Source organism: Liquorilactobacillus satsumensis DSM 16230 = JCM 12392 (genome assembly GCF_001435195.1).
In the GTDB taxonomy this organism is placed as follows: Bacteria; Bacillota; Bacilli; order Lactobacillales; family Lactobacillaceae; genus Liquorilactobacillus; species Liquorilactobacillus satsumensis.
Genome location: NZ_AZFQ01000023.1, coordinates 39,072 through 56,243 on the forward strand (window position 1 = coordinate 39,072; position 17,172 = coordinate 56,243).

Here is a 17,172-nt window from a genome sequence, read left to right on the forward strand (position 1 = left end):
TAAAAGAGGGGCTATGACAAAATTTAACTTTTGTCATAGCCCCGTCTAACTTTATCTTTGGCAATGTAATTTAATACATTCCAATCATCATTCTAAATCCTACTTTACTTAAAGTAGTAACGCGCCAGTTCAAATGCAGAAGCCTTAAAAATCATTTTTCCTCTTTCCTGCAAAAGATCAGGAGAAACATTCACGCGTTTACCATACTCAACCGCCAGCGATAAAATATCTTTAATCTGGCTATCACTTGTCTGTTCCACAAAGAAAACAAGATCCAAGTAATACTTATCCTTAAAGAAGAAGAGGCTTGAAGCCACATCCTCACTGCGAAGAACCTTGGACGCCTGTACAAAATCTTCAAAATCCTTGAACTCAATGACATAATGTCTGCGTTCTGTACTCTTGTCATTCAAATATCCAGAAACCCCGTCACCATCATCAACAATTGCCCCTTTTTTCTTATCAGGGTTGGTTGTCAATTCATGTTTAATATATTCCGAAACATCTTCATCAGCTCCAAGGAGCGAAAAGTCCAAATCGTTGGGGGTGTCACCATTACCTTCTTTTGAGTCTTTTTTTCCAGCATCTTTTGGATTCACCTTGCTAATAAAAAGTTCTAGTCCATTTCTATTAGGTAGTAACTGAAAAGTCACCGCATCATTTTCACGAAATTCATGATCAACGTCGACTTCTTCTAAAATGCTGTAGAAAAAATTCTCAATTTCCTTATGATTGCCAAGCAAGTCGAGGACAGTAATTCCACGTTCGGTCAAGTCGTCAGTCTCAAGCAATACCCTAATAGTATTGTCATTGATTTTTTCCATCTCCATCATGGTCACCCACCTTTCCGATATACCCTCTCGCTTAATGATAACTAAAAAAAAGAAATTGTAAAGGACTTTATCCTAAAAAGAAAGCTAATCTAGCAGAAAAGATGAATTTCTGTTTGATTATCCTTCTACATCCTCAAAGTTACCAAAGGAGGCTACAGCAACTCATTAAAATTGCTATAGCCCCCTATCTATAAAGTTCCACCAATTGCCTATTTAATTAAACTAAAAACCTGCCAACTCTTGGGCACGCTGTAGTTCAAGAGCACGAACTTCACGTGGCAAGAAACGCCGAATCTCATCTTCATTATAACCGACTTGTAATCTCTTTTCATCCAGAATGATTGGTCGTCTTAAAAGACCTGGATTCTTCTGAATTAAATCGAAAAGCTGCTTGAGAGGTAACTCATCCAAATCAACATTCAACTTTTGATAAGCTTTAGAACGTTTTGAGATGATTTCCTCAGTTCCGTTTTCGGTCATCTGTAAAATTTGTTTAATCTCGTTGATACTCAATGGTTCAGAAAAGATATTGCGTTCTTTAAAAGGAATCTCATGTTTCCTCAACCACGCACGTGCTTTACGACAAGAAGTGCAACTTGGTGATGTATATAAAGTAACCATAACTTATCCGCTCCTTTACATTAAAAGCAACTTGTAATTAATATCGCCCACAAGCATATTATACCGCTTGTATCAAAAAATTAATACCTTTATTTGATAAAAAAAACAAATAAATTAGTCAAAGTGGCTTTGTAAAAATACTGTAAAGGTCGATAATTCTTCACTTTCCATTACATATAAGGGATAGTAAGTAATTTTTAGCTTCAACTAACATTACTTTTTGTTTATAGAACTGAATAGTCAAATAGTTATTAAAGCGCCTTAGTCCAAACAAACTGCAAGCCCTTTCCATATTCCAATGTAAACGTTATCTCTTTTTTAAACCCTAAAACTTTTATCAACACCTGCAACTTCAACTATAACCTGCCGCCCAGCTGCCTGCTGTGCTTCTTGCTGTAACTTACTGAATTCAATTTTTTGGGGTAGATGTGAAAGTACTAGTTGCTTAACTCCTGCTGCTTTAGCTAAGTTCCCAGATTCGAGGGAGGTCATGTGCCACTTCGTTCCTGTTTTGGTAGCATCAAAATTCGTATCTGTCAGCAGTAAATCTGCAGCATGTGCAAACGGCACAAGTTCAGAAAAGTAGGCAGTATCAGCTGTGAAAACAAAAGTTTTACGTTCTCGGGTAGTAATTCTCATTGCAAAAGCTGTCACAGGATGCTTAGTCCGTAAAAATTGAATCTGGAAAGGCCCGATTTCAAGAGGCTTTTGCGGTTCATATCCATACCCCTTGGTGGCATGCGGCCATGTAAGGGCTGTAAAATGTTCCTGATCTTCTTGATGCCCATAAATTGGGAGAATTTTCTTTCCTTCATCATTATTCAGTTGCCAATAATATTGTAAAACTCCGACATCTGCGATATGATCATAGTGATAGTGAGATAGCAAAACTGCATCTAACTTCATCGGATCAAGGTGATGTTCCAGACTCAATAAAGCACCACTGCCGCAATCTAACAACAGATTAAAGCCATCTTCTTGCAGTAAATAACTGCTTGTTCCTTGATTGTCATAAGGATAGCCACCATACATCCCTAACACTGTTATTTTCATATGTAGATCTCCTCCTAAAATTACTTGCTTTTAAAATCAATTCGATTATAACACAAGTATTCTGGCTCAGAAGATCACAGAAAGGAGCTCATTTTGAATTATCTTTATTTAACTTTTGGCTCAAAATCAATTTTAACAGAACTCAAGTCGCAAAATCCGACGCATCAATTTGTCGAATTGGCTTCCTTTGAAAATGAGCAAAAACGTGCACTTCTAGATATTACTTCTGCAGATTCTGTCTTTAAATCGGGAATCGGCTTCAAAGTATTGGCGGGAAATTTTCATATTCAGCAAGATGTTAATTATTATTTTAACCACTTTATGCTTGATGAAGATGACCAAAAAAAATGGTTGCCAACTTTAACAAAACCAGCTGCCAGTCTACAATATCTACTTGGTCAATCCATTAAGCACGACTTTAACTTTCTGACGATCACCACTTGGGATGATGAGTCCAAATACTCAGACTGGATAGCACAGCATCCTTTCTTATCAAATGCAAACGGGACTTTTGATTCTCCCTACAAACGTGTATTTACACTCGCTAAAAACTAAAAGGCATACTACTGCGCACCATTTTTCAAGCAAAAGCCAAGGAGGACAGCGGATGAACACTTTAAAAAATGGTTTCATTAACATTCAAAAACTCGATCCGACAATTATTGTTGAACTTAAGTACGCAACTACTGATAATTTCACTCATCAAGTCATTTATGACTTTAAAACCGCAATTGCACGAATCGGTACTGCCGAAAAGCTCGCCACCGCCAGCAATCTATTGCGTAAACAAGGATTTCGCCTTAAAGTCTGGGATGCCTATCGCCCTGTCAGTGCCCAAAAAAGACTTTTTGAAGTTTATCCTGATCCAACTTTTGTAGCACTTCCAGACCCCAATTTTAGCCACCAAAAAGGAGTTACTTTTGACCTGACTATTACAGATCCTACAGGCAAGGAATTAGAAATGCAGAGTGGTTTTGATGACTTTTCTGCACGAGCACATCGAGATTTTGAACGCACCCCGCAGCAAGCTAAAAATTATCAACTCTTAAATTCTGCAATGATCGCTGCTGGCTTCGAGGGTTATGCAGCTGAGTGGTGGGATTTTCGTGATACCGAAAAAGACACTTATGGGCCGTTAGCGGCTGATCCTAATGATTATCAATAAATTGCTGATTTTAAGCTTTTTCGCTAAGCGTCAACACCTTTGACCCGAAAACGCTTACACACAAAAATCCACTTTAAAAACAAGTGATTTTTATCAATCCAAAAACTCCAGCCAGTGACTGAGCTGCATCAGTCCTAGCTGGAGTTTTTAATGATCCTTTTTATCTTCGTTTTCTTAAATTTTATCAGGCATTTAGTCAATTTTCATCCAGTTTAATTTTTGCAGAAAACTTAGCTGACACTATTTGAGCAACTTGTCCCACAAAACCACATCGCCGCTTTGCAATGACCGCTGCACATCAATAATTCTCTGATTAGAACTTCCTCTAAACTGGAGGGTTAAATCTTTTTTGGGCAACTCAAACCTACCGTCTACCAAAATATCAATTAAAGATAATAATTCCCGTTTATCTGCTGAATCAATTAATAACTCATCCCATTTATATCCAGTCCAAGACCAGACATCTTTTGTATGACCGTACTCCTGACGCAGCCGCTTAACAAGTCGCAAGCAGACTTGTGTATTAAGGAAAGGCTCTCCTCCCAGAAGCGTTAAACCTTGACAGTAATCAGCCCCCAAATCTTCAATAATCAGATCTTCCAGTTCCTGGGTATACGGAGTTCCATAATGAAAATTTTGTGCAACTTTGTTATAACATCCAGGGCAAGCAAACTTGCAGCCGCTGACATATAGACTGCAGCGGACTCCTTCACCATCAACAAAGTTATAGGGTTTATAGTCTGCAATATACTGTTGGCTTAAATCCGAAGCCAACCATTCTTCCGGCTTGGGATCGCGTGGTTTTCGTTCTGCTCTATTCTTCATTATTAATCGCCCCATTAAAAAGATTTTTCTTCCGGGAAGCAATCTCAACGTGCCGCCCATGAACCATTGGCCGTTGTAATGGATTCCCCAGATAACCGCATGTTCTTTTTACGCAGTCACACGTTTTAGGGTCATGGTTCCCACATTCTGGACACTCAAATCCCCTTGCAGTTGCTTTGAATTCGCCTTTAAAATCACATTTAAAACAATGATCAATTGGTGTATTGGTGCCCAAATAACCGACTTTGTCATACGCCCAATCCCAGACAGCTTCAAGTGCCTTAGGATTTTGCTTTAGATTCGGATACTCACAGTAATGAATGAATCCGCCAGAAGCATACTTGGGATAATCCATCTCAAACTTCAACTTTTCAAACGGAGACGGATGTTTACGAACATCATAGTGAAAGCTATTAGTATAGTATTCTTTAGCAGTAATATCCTTGATTTTGCCAAAACGTTTAGTGTCGAGTACACAGAAACGATCAGTTAAAGATTCACTTGGAGTCGAGTACAAACTAAAGTGATAATCATACTCATCTGACCATGCTACACAGCTATTTTTCATTTTCTTGACAATTTCAAGTGTAAAATCATGTGCCTCTTTATTCTGCTCCCATTCCGGTCCATAAAAAATTGTCCCGACTTCATAAAGACCAATATATCCCAAAGAAACTGTTGCACGTCTTTCTTTAAACAGTTGGTCAACGCTTTCACCCGGCTGTAGTCGTTTGCCAAATGCCCCATATTGATAAAGAATTGGTGCATTCTCTGGAAGAGCCTCTTTGACTCTCCCCACTTTAAAGACTAGCGCATTTTTACACAATGCCATCTTTTCTTTAAAAATTTTCCAGAAAAGCTGCTGATCACCATTGGATTCAAGGGCAATCCGAGGTAAATTAACCGTTACAACCCCAAGATTCATCCGGCCAGAATTCACTTCTTGACCGTTTTCGTCTTTCCAGCCTTGCAAAAAGCTACGACATCCCATCGGAACTTTAAAACTACCGGTTAGTTCCTTAATTTTGTCATACATCAAGACATCAGGGTACATCCGTTTGGTAGCACATTCAACTGCTAGTTTTTTTAGTGCATAATTAGGATCACCCGGCTTTAAATTTAGCCCTTTTTTAAGCGTAAAAACGAGCTTAGGGAAAATTGCGGTTCTCTTTTCTCGTCCCAGACCTTTAATCCGAACTTCTAGAATTGCGCGTTGTACCTCGCGCTCTACCCATGAGGTTCCAAGCCCAAATCCTAAAGTCGTAAACGGTGTCTGTCCCTGTGAAGAAAACAGTGTATTAATTTCATACTCTAATCCTTGCATCGCATCATAGATATCTTTTTTTGTTCTTTTTTGGGCAAATTCTTTACGTTTGGCTTCGTCTGGAATATATTCTGCAGCTGCTTCCAAATGTTTATGATAATTACGCAATGCAAAAGGGGCTAGCAATTCATCGACACGATCAGCAGAACAGCCACCATACTGGCTCGAGGCTACGTTAGCAATAATTTGTGCCATCTGCGCAGTCGCGGTTTGAATAGAATGCGGGCTTTCTACTTCTGCATTTCCAATTTTAAATCCATTATTCAGCATTTCCTTGAAGTCAATCAAACAACAATTGGTCATCGGACTCCAAGGCGTATAATCAAGATCATGATAATGAATATCGCCACGCAAATGAGCTTTGGCAATATATTCAGGCATCATCTTAAGCCCGAGTGTTTTACCAACCGCCCCAGCTGTTAGATCACGCTGTGTATTAAAAACATTGCTATCTTTATTAGCATTTTCATGTACAAGACTAGGATCTTTAACTTGTAGCCGTTCCAGCCTCTTTTGCGGATCAGTCTCCTCTATCCAATTTTTTTCATTTTTTTGATAAACTTGCAAAAACTTAATTGCTTCTTTTGCAAAACCCAATTGATTAAGGGCAACAATCATTTCACGATGAACTTCGTGTGCACTGACAGCTTTTTTCTCCTTCAGCTGTTCAATGACAGTCTCAATGATTTTAGTTTCCTGTTCCTTTAATCCCATCCGTTCTAAGATGAGCTGTAATTTAAAGCGCTCAAAAGTAACCTGTTCCCCGCCTCTTTTAATAAAGACAGCTGGGCTTTGCACTTTTTTTTCAACCATTGTTTCTGTCATTGCCATTTATCTAGTACCTCCTGCTAGTGATTCAATATATATATTGTATGCTCAAACGGGCATAAATACAACCAGTAGTGTATGGATATTTTAAAAATACAATATATTGTGCAAAATATGTTATTTAGTTAGTGATTTATTTCCTAAGATTGCACAATTAAAACCACGCGTTATAATAATAGCAATTACTGTTCCATCAGGGAGGAATCCACAGTGACGCCAGATTTAGTTGAAATTGAAAAACGTGTCCGCACAGGTCTGAATGAACTGCTTGCGACTGCACACTTAGAACCAGGTGATCTTTTTGTCCTTGGATGCAGTACTAGTGAAATTCAAGGTAACAAAATCGGTCAAAATTCCAATCTTGCAATTGGAAGAACTATCATTAAAACAGTGCTTGCCGTTTTACACCCGTTACAAATTAATTTAGCAGTTCAAGGCTGTGAGCACTTAAACCGGGCTTTGGTAGTTGAAAAAGAGGTTGCCAAAAGAGCCGGCTTTGAAATTGTAACGGTCTTTCCTGCACTTCATGCCGGCGGAGCTGCACAAATTGCAGCTTTTGAAAATTTTAAAGAACCAGTTGAAGTTGAACATATTATCGCACAAGCTGGGATGGATATTGGAGACACTGCAATTGGCATGCATGTTAAATTTGTCCAAAGTCGGGAAAATTTGAGTGCTAACTCGAAATTACGAACATAGCGAGTACTTTGCGATGAGTAATTCGAAGTTAGACGGAGAATTTTGACTTATGGAACACGTTTATCCGGAATAAAAGAAGGGCTGTGACAAAATTTAACTTTTGTCACAGTCCCTTTTATTGCGGCTAAACTTGTTTCAGCAATTAAATTTTACTTTTCTAAGGTGTCTTCCCACTTCATTTAATAAATTTTGCAAAAAATCCTCTAATAAGCAGCTAAAAAAGTGCTCTCAACAAATCTTAGCTAGGCTTAATTCCATTTTTAGCAGCTACTTTAGCTAACTGCTGACACTCTGCTACAAAATGAGCACCTATGGGAATGAATTCTAACAAACGCTTCTCAGTGTTCCTTTTTGACTTGTTTATCTTGATCGTCAGCCGCTCAGCCGGAAGATCTTCTGCTACAAATTGTGGCCATTCTACAACACTCACACCTGTACCATTAAAATATTCTTCTAACCCCAGGTCAGCGCCGCCTACTCCTTCTAAACGATAAACATCCATATGATAAAGCGGCAGCCTCCCTTGGTGATATTCTTTAATAAGGTTAAAAGTTGGACTTTTTACATTGCCATGAATCCCTAAACCAGCAGCAAACCCTTTAGTAAAAGTTGTCTTTCCTGCACCCAAATCGCCCTCTAATAAAATAACATCGCCAGCAGTCACAAAACTTGCTAAAAGCTGTGCCAGCTTAGCGGTTTCTGCAGAACTTTCAACAACAAATTCCACGAAGTCTTCCTCCTTATTGTTTAAGCGCCTGTAGCTTGCAATGCAGTGATAATTGCAACTTTGTAAACATCCTCTTCAACTGCACCACGTGAAAGATCAGAAATTGGTTTATTAAGTCCCTGCAAAATCGGTCCAATGGCCTCGAAGCCCCCGAAACGCTGCGCAATCTTATAGCCAATATTGCCTGATTGTAGTTCCGGAAAGACAAACACATTTGCATGTCCCGCAACTTCAGAATCCGGTGCCTTCTTTCGAGCCACTGTTTCAACGAAAGCCGCATCAAACTGTAGCTCTCCATCAATTTTTTCCATTGGAGCTGCAGCGTGAGCAATCTTTGTGGCTTCAGCTACCTTGGTAACTGTCTCTGCCTTAGCGGAACCTTTAGTCGAAAAGCTCAGTAGTGCAACTCGCGGATCAATATCAAATAAACGCGCTGTGGCAGCACTAGAAACCGCTATTTCAGCCAATTCTTGTGCATTTGGTTCAATATTGATTGCACAATCAGCGAAAAGATAACGTTCAGTGCCCTTGGTCATAATAAAAGCTCCGCTTGTCCTTGAGACTCCTGGGCGTGTTTTAATAATCTGCAAAGCTGGTCTGACAGTATCTCCCGTAGGATGCACCGCTCCTGAAACCAAACCATCTGCTATCCCTAAATAAACCAGCATAGTTCCGAAATAATTGACATCTTGCAGCAACTTACGCGCTTGTTCAGCCGTATTTTTACCCTTTCTACGTTCCACAAATGCACTCACCATTTCCTCAAACTTAGCGGTTGGATAAGTTGCTGGGTCAAGAACTTTTAAGGTTGCTGGTAGTTCTTGTGTAACTCCTGCGAGCTGTTTGATCGCTGCAGTCTTGCCTAAAACTATTGGTTCAATGATTCCATCTGTTGCCAAACGCACGGCGGCTTTAACAATCCGTTCATCGTTTCCTTCAGGGAAAACAATTTTTTTACCGGTTCCTTTGACTTTTGCAATTAAACTCTCAAATAACTCCATTTTGTCGACCTCCATCATTATTAAGCTCAGCAGCAGCTACATGTTCAGGTAGTTGCCAATCAATCGGTTGCTCTCCCATTGCAGTCAAGGCTGCATTAGTCTTCGAAAAGGGACGTGAACCAAAAAAACCACGATGCGCTGATAAGGGACTAGGGTGTGCTGAACTTAAAACCACATTTCTTTTTTCATCTATCAGCTTGATCTTATCCTGTGCAGAACGCCCCCAAAGAATAAAAACCACTGGTTCCGTTCGCGCTGACAAACTGGAAATGGCCTTATCAGTCAATTGTTCCCAGCCCTTTCCACGATGAGAAAAAGCTTGTCCATTTCTGACAGTTAAAACCGTATTAAGTAATAAAACTCCTTGTTTAGCCCATTTTTCTAAGTAGCCATGTGTTACCGGTTTAATGCCTAAATCAGCTTGCAGTTCTTTATAGATATTAACTAAAGACGGTGGCAATTTAACTCCTGGTAAAACCGAAAAACTGCAGCCATGTGCTTGATGTGGACCATGGTAAGGGTCCTGCCCAAGAATGCAGACTTTAACCTTGGAAAAAGGCGTCCATTCAAAAGCTTGAAAAATATGATACATATCTGGATAAATTTGCTTTGTCGTATATTCCTTTTTTAAAAAAGCGTGCAGTCTTTTATAATATTCTTTCTCAAATTCTGGACCTAAAACAGCTTGCCAATCATTATGAATAAGCGTTTTCATCTTCGACACCTCGTTTGTATTCTACCATATTTAATACTAAAATTTTCGTTTTTTTGCACATTTCCTTTTCATTTTGATAAAGAGCAGGTTCAGACTAAAAAAAAAAAAAATTTCATGGTAAGATGGAGGTAAATTTAAGCTGAAATTGGAGGAAACACACATTATGATTCAAATTATCGCATCAGATATGGATGGTACCTTACTCAACGACCACATGGTTATTTCCGAAAAAAATGCGGCCGCTATCAAAAAAGCACAGGCAGCTGGCGTCAAATTTGTTGTCTCGACTGGTCGTGGCTACACTGAGGTCAAACCATTAGTCAAAGATGCAGGTTTCAACTGCCCGATGATTACTTTAAACGGTGCGCAAGTTTTTGATGAATCCGGTAAACTAATTACTGCAGCGCCTATCCATGATCAGCTTTCAACCAAAATAATTCGTTTTCTCAAACAACAAAATCTTTATTTTGAAATTGTCGCGTCGAAAGGAATTTTTTCAGACAATAAAGCCAAACGAATTGAAAACTTTGCGGAACTTCTGACACGCGTCAGTCCGGAGACACCCTATAAGCTAGCAGTCTCGATGGCTGCTGCACGTCTTGAATTGATGAACATCAATTATATCGATGACTATGCCAAGTTAGTTGAAGATCCTCACACAAGAATTTTCAAAATTGTGGCTTTCAGCAATGAAGGTCACCAGGTCCTTGACCCAATTAAAAAAGAATTAGAAAAGTTCGATGCCCTCATTATCACCTCTTCTTCAAGTTCCAATATCGAAATTAATCATGTAAACGCACAAAAGGGTGCTGCTTTGCAGGCTTACGCTGACAGTTTAAATGTTCCCATGGACAATGTCATGGCAATTGGTGACAATAATAATGATCTTTCGATGTTGAAACTGGCAGGTGTCAGTTATGCGATGGGCAATGCAATTACTGAAGTAAAAAAAGTTGCTAAGCGCCTCACCACTTCCAATACTGAAGATGGAGTAGGCCATGCAATTGAGGAAGTGCTCAAAGAAGACTAGCAGGAAATTTTTTTAAAGGAGGTGGCAATTTGCGTAGATTATACGCCCATAAATACCGGCTCGGAGCGCTGGGCGCAACTAAAATTACTAATGAATTTCAGCAAAATATTTATTTAGTTGTCGGCAAATGGGGACGGCATCAGGACGTGCTTTCGGTATATGCTATCTCGGGGGAATTATTAGCAGAAATCAAGCAACGTGGCTTTGGCATCTTCCCACGTTTTGAACTTTTCTCCCATCAACAACACGTCGGAACTTTACGGCGTTACCATCTCGGCAGAAAAGACGTTTTGCTGGTAAAAAAATTGAACTGGATTATTCTAGGCGACTTTTCAACTTATCGCTATAACATATATAGCGGCAAAGAACATTTAATGTCTTTGCGAGAAGTTGCTTTACCACGTGGAGATTACTTAGAGCTTGCTGTTAAAAATACAGAAGATGAAGCACTTTGTCTGTGTATTGTTGCCATTCTCGATTATTTTGCTCATTCTGCTCACCGAAAAAAGAATCCTTTTCTTATTCCGCGTGCCAAGTTCGATTAAAGACACTACTAAGGAGTTAAAAATGCTAATTAGACAAGCCACAGCAGCAGATGCTGCCCAAATTGTACCGCTTTTCAATCTTATTTTAGAAGAAATGGAGCTTCCTGCACTCCAAAAACTCTCACGTGCAACTCTTAACCGTGCGATTCAAAAAGCCTTTGCATCTGAAACGTATCGAACCAGCAAAGCTCAGACTCTCGTGGCCGAAGTCGATGAACGCGTAGCAGGGTTTGCATTTGGTTATCCAGATGAAAACGAAGAGGCTGTAAATCAAAAATTGCTTGCTATTTTCCCACAAGTTGGCTTTCCAGCTGGAACTGTCTTATTTGAAGATGATGAATGCTTTAAAAATGAATGGTATCTTGATTCCATTGCAGTTTCTCCTTCATTTCAAGGAAAGGGAATTGGAACTCAACTACTTAAGGCCCTGCCACAAATCGCGCGCCAAAATAATAAAAAGTGCCTTGGCTTGAACGTTGATTGGGCCAATCCTAATGCTGCTGCTTTATACAAGCGGCATGGCTTCCAAAAGGTAGGGACTACAATCTTGAGCCAGCATCATTACGACCATCTCCAAAAAGAAGTTTGATTTTCCTAACTACGCTATTTAAGTTCGCTCAAATGTTTACTTGATCAGCAAAACACTGCTCACAACATGCGGACAATGAGCTTCGCTAGGGGCTGTGACAAAAGTTAAATTTTGTCGCAGCCCCTCTTTTGTTTGTCATCTTTTTTAACACATTCAGCCTGCATTGTTTAAATTGAAGCACCTTTATTTAAACAATGCAATTTTGGCAAAAAAAAACAGCTAGCTCTTAATTGCCAACCACCTTTTAAAATCACTAAATAATGTGATTAGCGGTATTCGCAAAAAAAGCACTGTTCTTAAAACTAGTCGAAATTTTTTAATGTGCGCTGAATTTGACGTTCCTGATCTTTACGTTTAATAGTCTCGCGCTTATCGTAATCGCGCTTACCTTTTCCAACACCTAGTAGCACCTTTGCAAAGCCTTGCTTAAGATAAACTTTCAAAGGGACTAACGTAATTCCCTTATCACTGACCTGTTTAGCCAACTGCGCAATTTCTTTTTTATGCAATAATAATTTTCGATTGCGCAAAGGATCATGATTAAACTGATTTCCCTGTGCATAAGGTGAAATATGCACATTCAGTAACCAAACCTCACCATTGCGAATTTGAGCAAACCCATCTTTCAAATTAATTCGCCGCGCTCTGATTGACTTAATCTCAGTTCCAGTTAAAACCATCCCAGCCTCAAAAGTTGCGATAATTGAGTAATCATGACGCGCCTTTTTATTTTGCGCTAACGGCTGAGCATGTTGCGGTTTTGTCTTTGCCATCCTTAAACACCTCCTATTTAAGGGTTAACGATGGTTTTTAAATTTTTCTTTGAACGGACGATAACCCTTGGTATGGTTCTTTTTATTAAAAGCAGTTTTTCCTTTTTTATTGTCATAGTGACCTCGATTGCGCTGTTCACCATTGCGTCCATGAGAATTGAAACCACTCTTGGCTAATAAATCAGACTTGGGTGTATTTTCAGGATGTAACAGTGTAAAATTAATTTCCTTTTGATCGACATTAACACTGACAACTTTGATTCTGATTGGCTGTCCGATACGATAAGTCCGCTTGGTGCGTTTACCGACCAACACCATCTGTTTTTCTAGATATTCGTAGTAGTCATCCTTCATTTCACTGATGTGAATTAAGCCTTCAACTGTATTAGGTAAGGCCACAAACATTCCAAACTTGGTAACCGAGCTGACAACAGCATCAAATTCTTCACCAATGTGATCTGCCATGTATTCAGCCTTTTTCATTGCATCCGTGTCGCGTTCTGCATCAATCGCTCTTCTTTCCATTTGCGAACTATGCAGTGCAATTTCTGGAATGTCCTGCTTAACAGTCTCTTGTGTTTCTTCTGAAATTCCATTTTTCTTATAGAAGCGGATTAAACGATGGACCATCAAATCAGGATAACGTCTGATTGGCGAGGTAAAGTGCGTATAGTCATCAGCACCTAACCCAAAATGTCCGAGAGGCTGGTCTGCATACTTAGCCTGTTGCATTGAACGTAAAAGCATCGTTGAAACCATTGCTTCTTCAGGTTTGCCTGCTACTTTTTTCAAAATTGTCTGCAACAATTTAGGCTTCACATCATGACTACTCCCTGCAACCTGGATTCCCAGACTTGAGAGGGCCTCAAAGAAATTCAGCATTTTCTCAGCTTTAGGGGTTTCATGAATTCGATAAATGAAAGGCACCTTCAAATGATTGAAATGCGCAGCTACTGTCTCATTTGCAGCCAACATAAAGGATTCAATCAACCGCTCACCTGTCCCACGTTCCCGTAGTTGAATGTCAGTTGGGTGACCTTTTTCGTCGACAATGATTTTAGCCTCTGTATCTTCAAACTCAATTGCACCACGTCGTTTGCGCATTTTCACCAAAATTTTATGCAATTCACCCATTGTCTCAAACATTGGCACAAGACTCGCATAGCGTTTCATTGTTTTTTCATCATGTGCTTCGAGTATCTTATTGATCGCAACATATGTCATTCTTTCAGTCGACTTGATTACACTTGGGAAAATTCGATGATTTATAATATTTCCCTCATGGTCAATTTCCATTTCACAACTCATCGCCAGTCGTTCAACTTGCGGATTAAGTGAACAAATGCCATTTGACAGCTTATGCGGCAACATTGGCACCACTCTGTCCGTCAGATAAACCGATGTGCCACGTTCATAAGCCTCTCGATTCAAAGCCGTTCCAGGTGTAACATAATGCGAAACATCGGCAATGTGCACCCCTAAATGGTAATTACCATTTTCAAGCTGCCACACATTCACTGCGTCATCTAAATCCTTGGATTCAATGCTATCAATGGTCACAAGCTGCTGTGCAGTCAGATCCTCTCGCCCTTTTTTTTCAGCAGCAGTGACATGATCTGGAATTTGAGCAGCCTCTTCCATTACATCATCTGGAAAGGCAGTAGGGATATTATGTTGATAAACAATTTGTAAAATATCAATTCCTGGATCATTAACATTCCCAATAATTTTTTTGGCAACGCCCTTGAGAATTCCTGGGAGATGCGGATCTGGATAAGCTGTAATGTCCGCCAGGATGACTTCACCTGGGACAGGATTGAGGCCCTTATCTTCCAGTAAGAACGTATAATGCGAGAGCTTACGGTCCTTAATGGCAACTGCTCCGATAATTCCTTCAGGATAATTTTCCTCAGGGTCGACTTTAAACTCACCCACAACCTGTTCAAGCGCATGCTTTAGGATTTGAGTGATTTTCCCTTCTGGTCCTCTGCCAAGCCTTTCATCAGCGGCATGCAGCATTGCAACCTCAACTTCATCGCCGTTTAAAGCCGACATCGTCTGTGTAGGGTTAATGAAAAAGTCAGGTGATTCCGCATCAACCGTCACAAAGCCATAACCGCGCTCATTAGCATGGAAGACTCCTTCAAATTTAGGAAGGGAGTCATCTTTAGCAATCGTGAATGCTCCATTTTGATTCAAGGTAATCAGCTTTTTCTGCTCTAATTGTGCTAAATTTTGGACTACAACCTTAAACTGAACTGCACTTTTCATTCTTAAAGTATCTACTAATTCGCGTACTGAAAAATCGCGATCAGGTGCGTCTTTTAATATGCCTAATAATTTTTCTTTAATTTTAGTATTTTCCATTCGATTCCTCATTCGATTAATTGATTATCAACTGCTTGTTTGCTTCAGACTCCTTAAAGTAAAAACCCCCTGATCAAAGCATGCAGGAGGCAGTCACTTCTAATACTAATGCGATGAAAGGTAAACCAAAGCCAGTGAAAGTGCAAAGAAAATGATCCCCAAGATCGCAGTTACTTTCTGCATGAAAGCCTCAAAGCCACGAGGTTTCTGCTTGTTGAATAGATCGGCTGCCCCGCCGGACAGTGCAGTTGACGCATTATCATTTTTTGCTGGCTGCATCATTACCGCAATGATGATCAAAATGGAGACAATCATCAAAACTGTCAAAAGTAAATTATACAAACTCCTACCTCCTTGTCGTCGGACACTCTATATCTATTATAATGTAGCATAAATGAAATTCTATTTCCAGTTCTATAAAATATTATAATATATCTTACACCTTGAAAAAACCCAAAATACTGGATAGCAACTAAAAATTGCGACACTTTTCAATATCAAAAAGGAACCAAGGCACTTAGTACTTTGCCTTGGTTCCTTCATTTATTTGCAATCGCATCATTAGAAGCGTAACTCAACCACACTCACACCATCGCTCAGCCTAAAGATTTAGACAAAGTCGAAATAAATGCACAAATAATCAAGCTGACCTCCAAAAAATTGACTGTAAATAACAATAATTTACTTGAATTACTTGCTTTCGATTTCTTCGCGAGCTTGTTCACTCAAGTTGTAGAATGACTGAATTCCCTTATATTGGGCAACAGTCTTTCCTAATTGGTCTTCAATTCTCATTAACTGGTTGTACTTAGCAATACGATCAGTCCGGCTCATAGAACCAGTCTTAATTTGTCCTGCATTTGTAGCAACAACCAAGTCTGCAATTGTTGTATCTTCAGTTTCGCCTGAACGATGTGAAACGATTGCTGTATAGCCAGCTTCTTTAGCCATTTCGATTGCTTCAACAGTTTCTGTCAATGTACCGATTTGGTTAACCTTGATCAGGATTGAGTTAGCTGCACCCATCTTAATACCCTTCTTCAGGTATTGTGTATTTGTAACGAAGAAGTCATCACCAACTAATTGAACTTTTTTGCCAAGTTTGTCTGTAATGATCTTCCAGTCATCCCAGTTGTTTTCATCGATCGGATCTTCGATTGAAATGATTGGGTATTTAACTGTCAAGCCTTCAAGATAATCGATGAATTCTTCAGTTGTGAATTCTTCACCAGTTGACCAACGCAGCTTATACTTGCCAGTTTCGTTGTCCCATAATTCTGAGGAAGCAACATCAATTGCAATGGCAATTTCTTTACCTGGTTTGTAACCAGCAGCTTCAATAGCTTCGATCAAGAATTGTAATGGTTCTTCGTTGTTAGCAAAGTCCGGTGCAAAACCACCTTCGTCACCAACAGAAGTAACTTTACCAGCATCACCCAAAAGCTTTTTCAAGTTATGGAATGTTTCAGAACCCATGCGGATAGCTTCTTTGACAGAAGATGCACCAACAGGCATGATCATGAACTCTTGGAAGTCAACCTTGTTATCAGAATGTGCACCACCATTGATAACGTTCATCATAGGTGTTGGAAGAACATGTGCGTTGAAACCGCCTAAGTAGTTGTACAAAGGAACTTGCAATTCGTCAGCAGCAGCACGTGCAGCAGCAATTGAAACAGCTAAAATAGCATTTGCACCAAGCTTACCTTTGTTTGGTGTACCGTCTAAAGCAATCATTGCCTTATCGATAGCAACTTGATCTGTTACTTCATAGCCAACGATTTCTTTTGCGATTACATCATTTACATTAGCAACAGCTTTGGTAACACCCTTGCCCATATAACGTGATTTGTCGCCGTCACGTAATTCAACAGCTTCATGTTCACCAGTAGAAGCACCTGAAGGAACAATTCCACGGCCAAAAGCACCTGCTTCTGTGTAAACTTCTGCTTCAACTGTTGGGTTACCACGTGAATCTAAGACTTCGCGTGCATAGATCTCTGTAATACTAGACATAATTTACTCTCCTTTGAGTTTTAGATTGACTTGAGTTTGACCTCAAACTTATTTTAAAGGT

At 39.6% G+C, this 17,172-nt stretch carries 18 protein-coding genes; 6 read left to right on the forward strand and 12 right to left on the reverse strand.

Translation table 11 applies throughout. The features are described from left to right. Nucleotides 1-104: 104 nt before the first annotated feature. The 3 genes from FD50_RS02860 to FD50_RS02870 all read right to left on the reverse strand — a co-directional run bounded on the left by FD50_RS02860 (nt 105) and on the right by FD50_RS02870 (nt 2,507). Nucleotides 105-830 (reverse strand): adaptor protein MecA, encoded by a 726-nt coding sequence (locus tag FD50_RS02860; protein ID WP_056960155.1) that lies wholly within the window; start codon nt 828-830, stop codon nt 105-107. A 225-nt stretch (nt 831-1,055) separates the two neighbouring features. Then, nucleotides 1,056-1,454: a transcriptional regulator SpxA gene (gene spxA, locus FD50_RS02865; protein ID WP_054756682.1), complete on the reverse strand. Its 399-nt coding sequence runs from the start codon at nt 1,452-1,454 to the stop codon at nt 1,056-1,058. A gap of 318 nt (nt 1,455-1,772) precedes the next feature. Next, nucleotides 1,773-2,507, reverse strand: coding sequence for an MBL fold metallo-hydrolase (locus FD50_RS02870; RefSeq protein WP_054756680.1), 735 nt, complete (start codon nt 2,505-2,507; stop codon nt 1,773-1,775). 93 nt (nt 2,508-2,600) lie between these two features. Here FD50_RS02870 and FD50_RS02875 point away from each other — a divergent pair, with 93 nt between their 5' ends. After that, a complete protein-coding gene (locus FD50_RS02875; protein WP_056960157.1) occupies nt 2,601-3,062 on the forward strand; it encodes a hypothetical protein in 462 nt (153 codons plus the stop codon). A gap of 52 nt (nt 3,063-3,114) precedes the next feature. Beyond that, nucleotides 3,115-3,672, forward strand: coding sequence for a M15 family metallopeptidase (locus tag FD50_RS02880; RefSeq protein WP_056960159.1), 558 nt, complete (start codon nt 3,115-3,117; stop codon nt 3,670-3,672). Nucleotides 3,673-3,912: 240 nt separating this feature from the next. Here FD50_RS02880 and nrdG read toward each other — a convergent pair whose 3' ends face one another. Next, complete coding sequence (nrdG, locus tag FD50_RS02885) at nt 3,913-4,497, reverse strand: anaerobic ribonucleoside-triphosphate reductase activating protein (RefSeq protein WP_056960161.1); 585 nt, start codon at nt 4,495-4,497, stop codon at nt 3,913-3,915. Then, nucleotides 4,487-6,652, reverse strand: a complete 2,166-nt coding sequence (nrdD, locus tag FD50_RS02890; RefSeq protein WP_156653475.1) for an anaerobic ribonucleoside-triphosphate reductase — start codon at nt 6,650-6,652, stop codon at nt 4,487-4,489. Before nrdD ends, nrdG begins: the two co-directional genes overlap by 11 nt. A gap of 207 nt (nt 6,653-6,859) precedes the next feature. Between nrdD and FD50_RS02895 the strand changes: the two genes are divergently transcribed. After that, entirely contained in the window at nt 6,860-7,348 is a 489-nt protein-coding gene (locus tag FD50_RS02895) for a TIGR01440 family protein (RefSeq protein ID WP_082610404.1), read from the forward strand. 238 nt (nt 7,349-7,586) lie between these two features. On the opposite strand, the gene tsaE is transcribed toward FD50_RS02895, so the two are convergent. From tsaE to FD50_RS02910, 3 genes are read right to left on the reverse strand one after another with little or no spacing between them, the layout of a single operon-like run. Continuing rightward, on the reverse strand, nt 7,587-8,075 hold the full coding sequence (gene tsaE, locus FD50_RS02900; RefSeq protein ID WP_054756675.1) for a tRNA (adenosine(37)-N6)-threonylcarbamoyltransferase complex ATPase subunit type 1 TsaE: 489 nt from the start codon (nt 8,073-8,075) through the stop codon (nt 7,587-7,589). 20 nt (nt 8,076-8,095) lie between these two features. Then, on the reverse strand, nt 8,096-9,076 hold the full coding sequence (pta, locus tag FD50_RS02905; protein WP_056960163.1) for a phosphate acetyltransferase: 981 nt from the start codon (nt 9,074-9,076) through the stop codon (nt 8,096-8,098). Continuing rightward, nucleotides 9,063-9,791 (reverse strand): uracil-DNA glycosylase, encoded by a 729-nt coding sequence (locus FD50_RS02910; protein ID WP_056960165.1) that lies wholly within the window; start codon nt 9,789-9,791, stop codon nt 9,063-9,065. Before FD50_RS02910 ends, pta begins: the two co-directional genes overlap by 14 nt. Nucleotides 9,792-9,954: 163 nt before the next feature. Between FD50_RS02910 and FD50_RS02915 the strand changes: the two genes are divergently transcribed. The 3 genes from FD50_RS02915 to FD50_RS02925 are packed head-to-tail and all read left to right on the forward strand — an operon-like array spanning nt 9,955 to nt 11,955. Then, complete coding sequence (locus FD50_RS02915) at nt 9,955-10,821, forward strand: Cof-type HAD-IIB family hydrolase (RefSeq protein WP_054756671.1); 867 nt, start codon at nt 9,955-9,957, stop codon at nt 10,819-10,821. 29 nt (nt 10,822-10,850) lie between these two features. Continuing rightward, nucleotides 10,851-11,366 carry an LURP-one-related/scramblase family protein gene (locus FD50_RS02920; protein ID WP_056960167.1) on the forward strand — a complete coding sequence of 172 codons (516 nt, stop codon included), beginning with the start codon at nt 10,851-10,853 and terminating at the stop codon, nt 11,364-11,366. Between the two features lie 22 nt (nt 11,367-11,388). Next, nucleotides 11,389-11,955: a GNAT family N-acetyltransferase gene (locus FD50_RS02925; protein WP_054756667.1), complete on the forward strand. Its 567-nt coding sequence runs from the start codon at nt 11,389-11,391 to the stop codon at nt 11,953-11,955. 302 nt (nt 11,956-12,257) lie between these two features. Here the strand turns inward: FD50_RS02925 and smpB are convergent, their stop codons facing one another. From smpB to eno, 4 genes are all read right to left on the reverse strand, one after another. Then, nucleotides 12,258-12,728: an SsrA-binding protein SmpB gene (gene smpB, locus FD50_RS02930; RefSeq protein WP_054756666.1), complete on the reverse strand. Its 471-nt coding sequence runs from the start codon at nt 12,726-12,728 to the stop codon at nt 12,258-12,260. Between the two features lie 24 nt (nt 12,729-12,752). After that, nucleotides 12,753-15,095 carry a ribonuclease R gene (gene rnr, locus FD50_RS02935; protein ID WP_056960169.1) on the reverse strand — a complete coding sequence of 781 codons (2,343 nt, stop codon included), beginning with the start codon at nt 15,093-15,095 and terminating at the stop codon, nt 12,753-12,755. Between the two features lie 105 nt (nt 15,096-15,200). After that, nucleotides 15,201-15,437, reverse strand: a complete 237-nt coding sequence (gene secG / locus FD50_RS02940; RefSeq protein WP_054756662.1) for a preprotein translocase subunit SecG — start codon at nt 15,435-15,437, stop codon at nt 15,201-15,203. Nucleotides 15,438-15,785: 348 nt separating this feature from the next. Continuing rightward, a complete protein-coding gene (gene eno / locus FD50_RS02945) occupies nt 15,786-17,111 on the reverse strand; it encodes a phosphopyruvate hydratase (RefSeq protein WP_054756660.1) in 1,326 nt (441 codons plus the stop codon). Between the last annotated feature and the right edge of the window lie 61 nt (nt 17,112-17,172).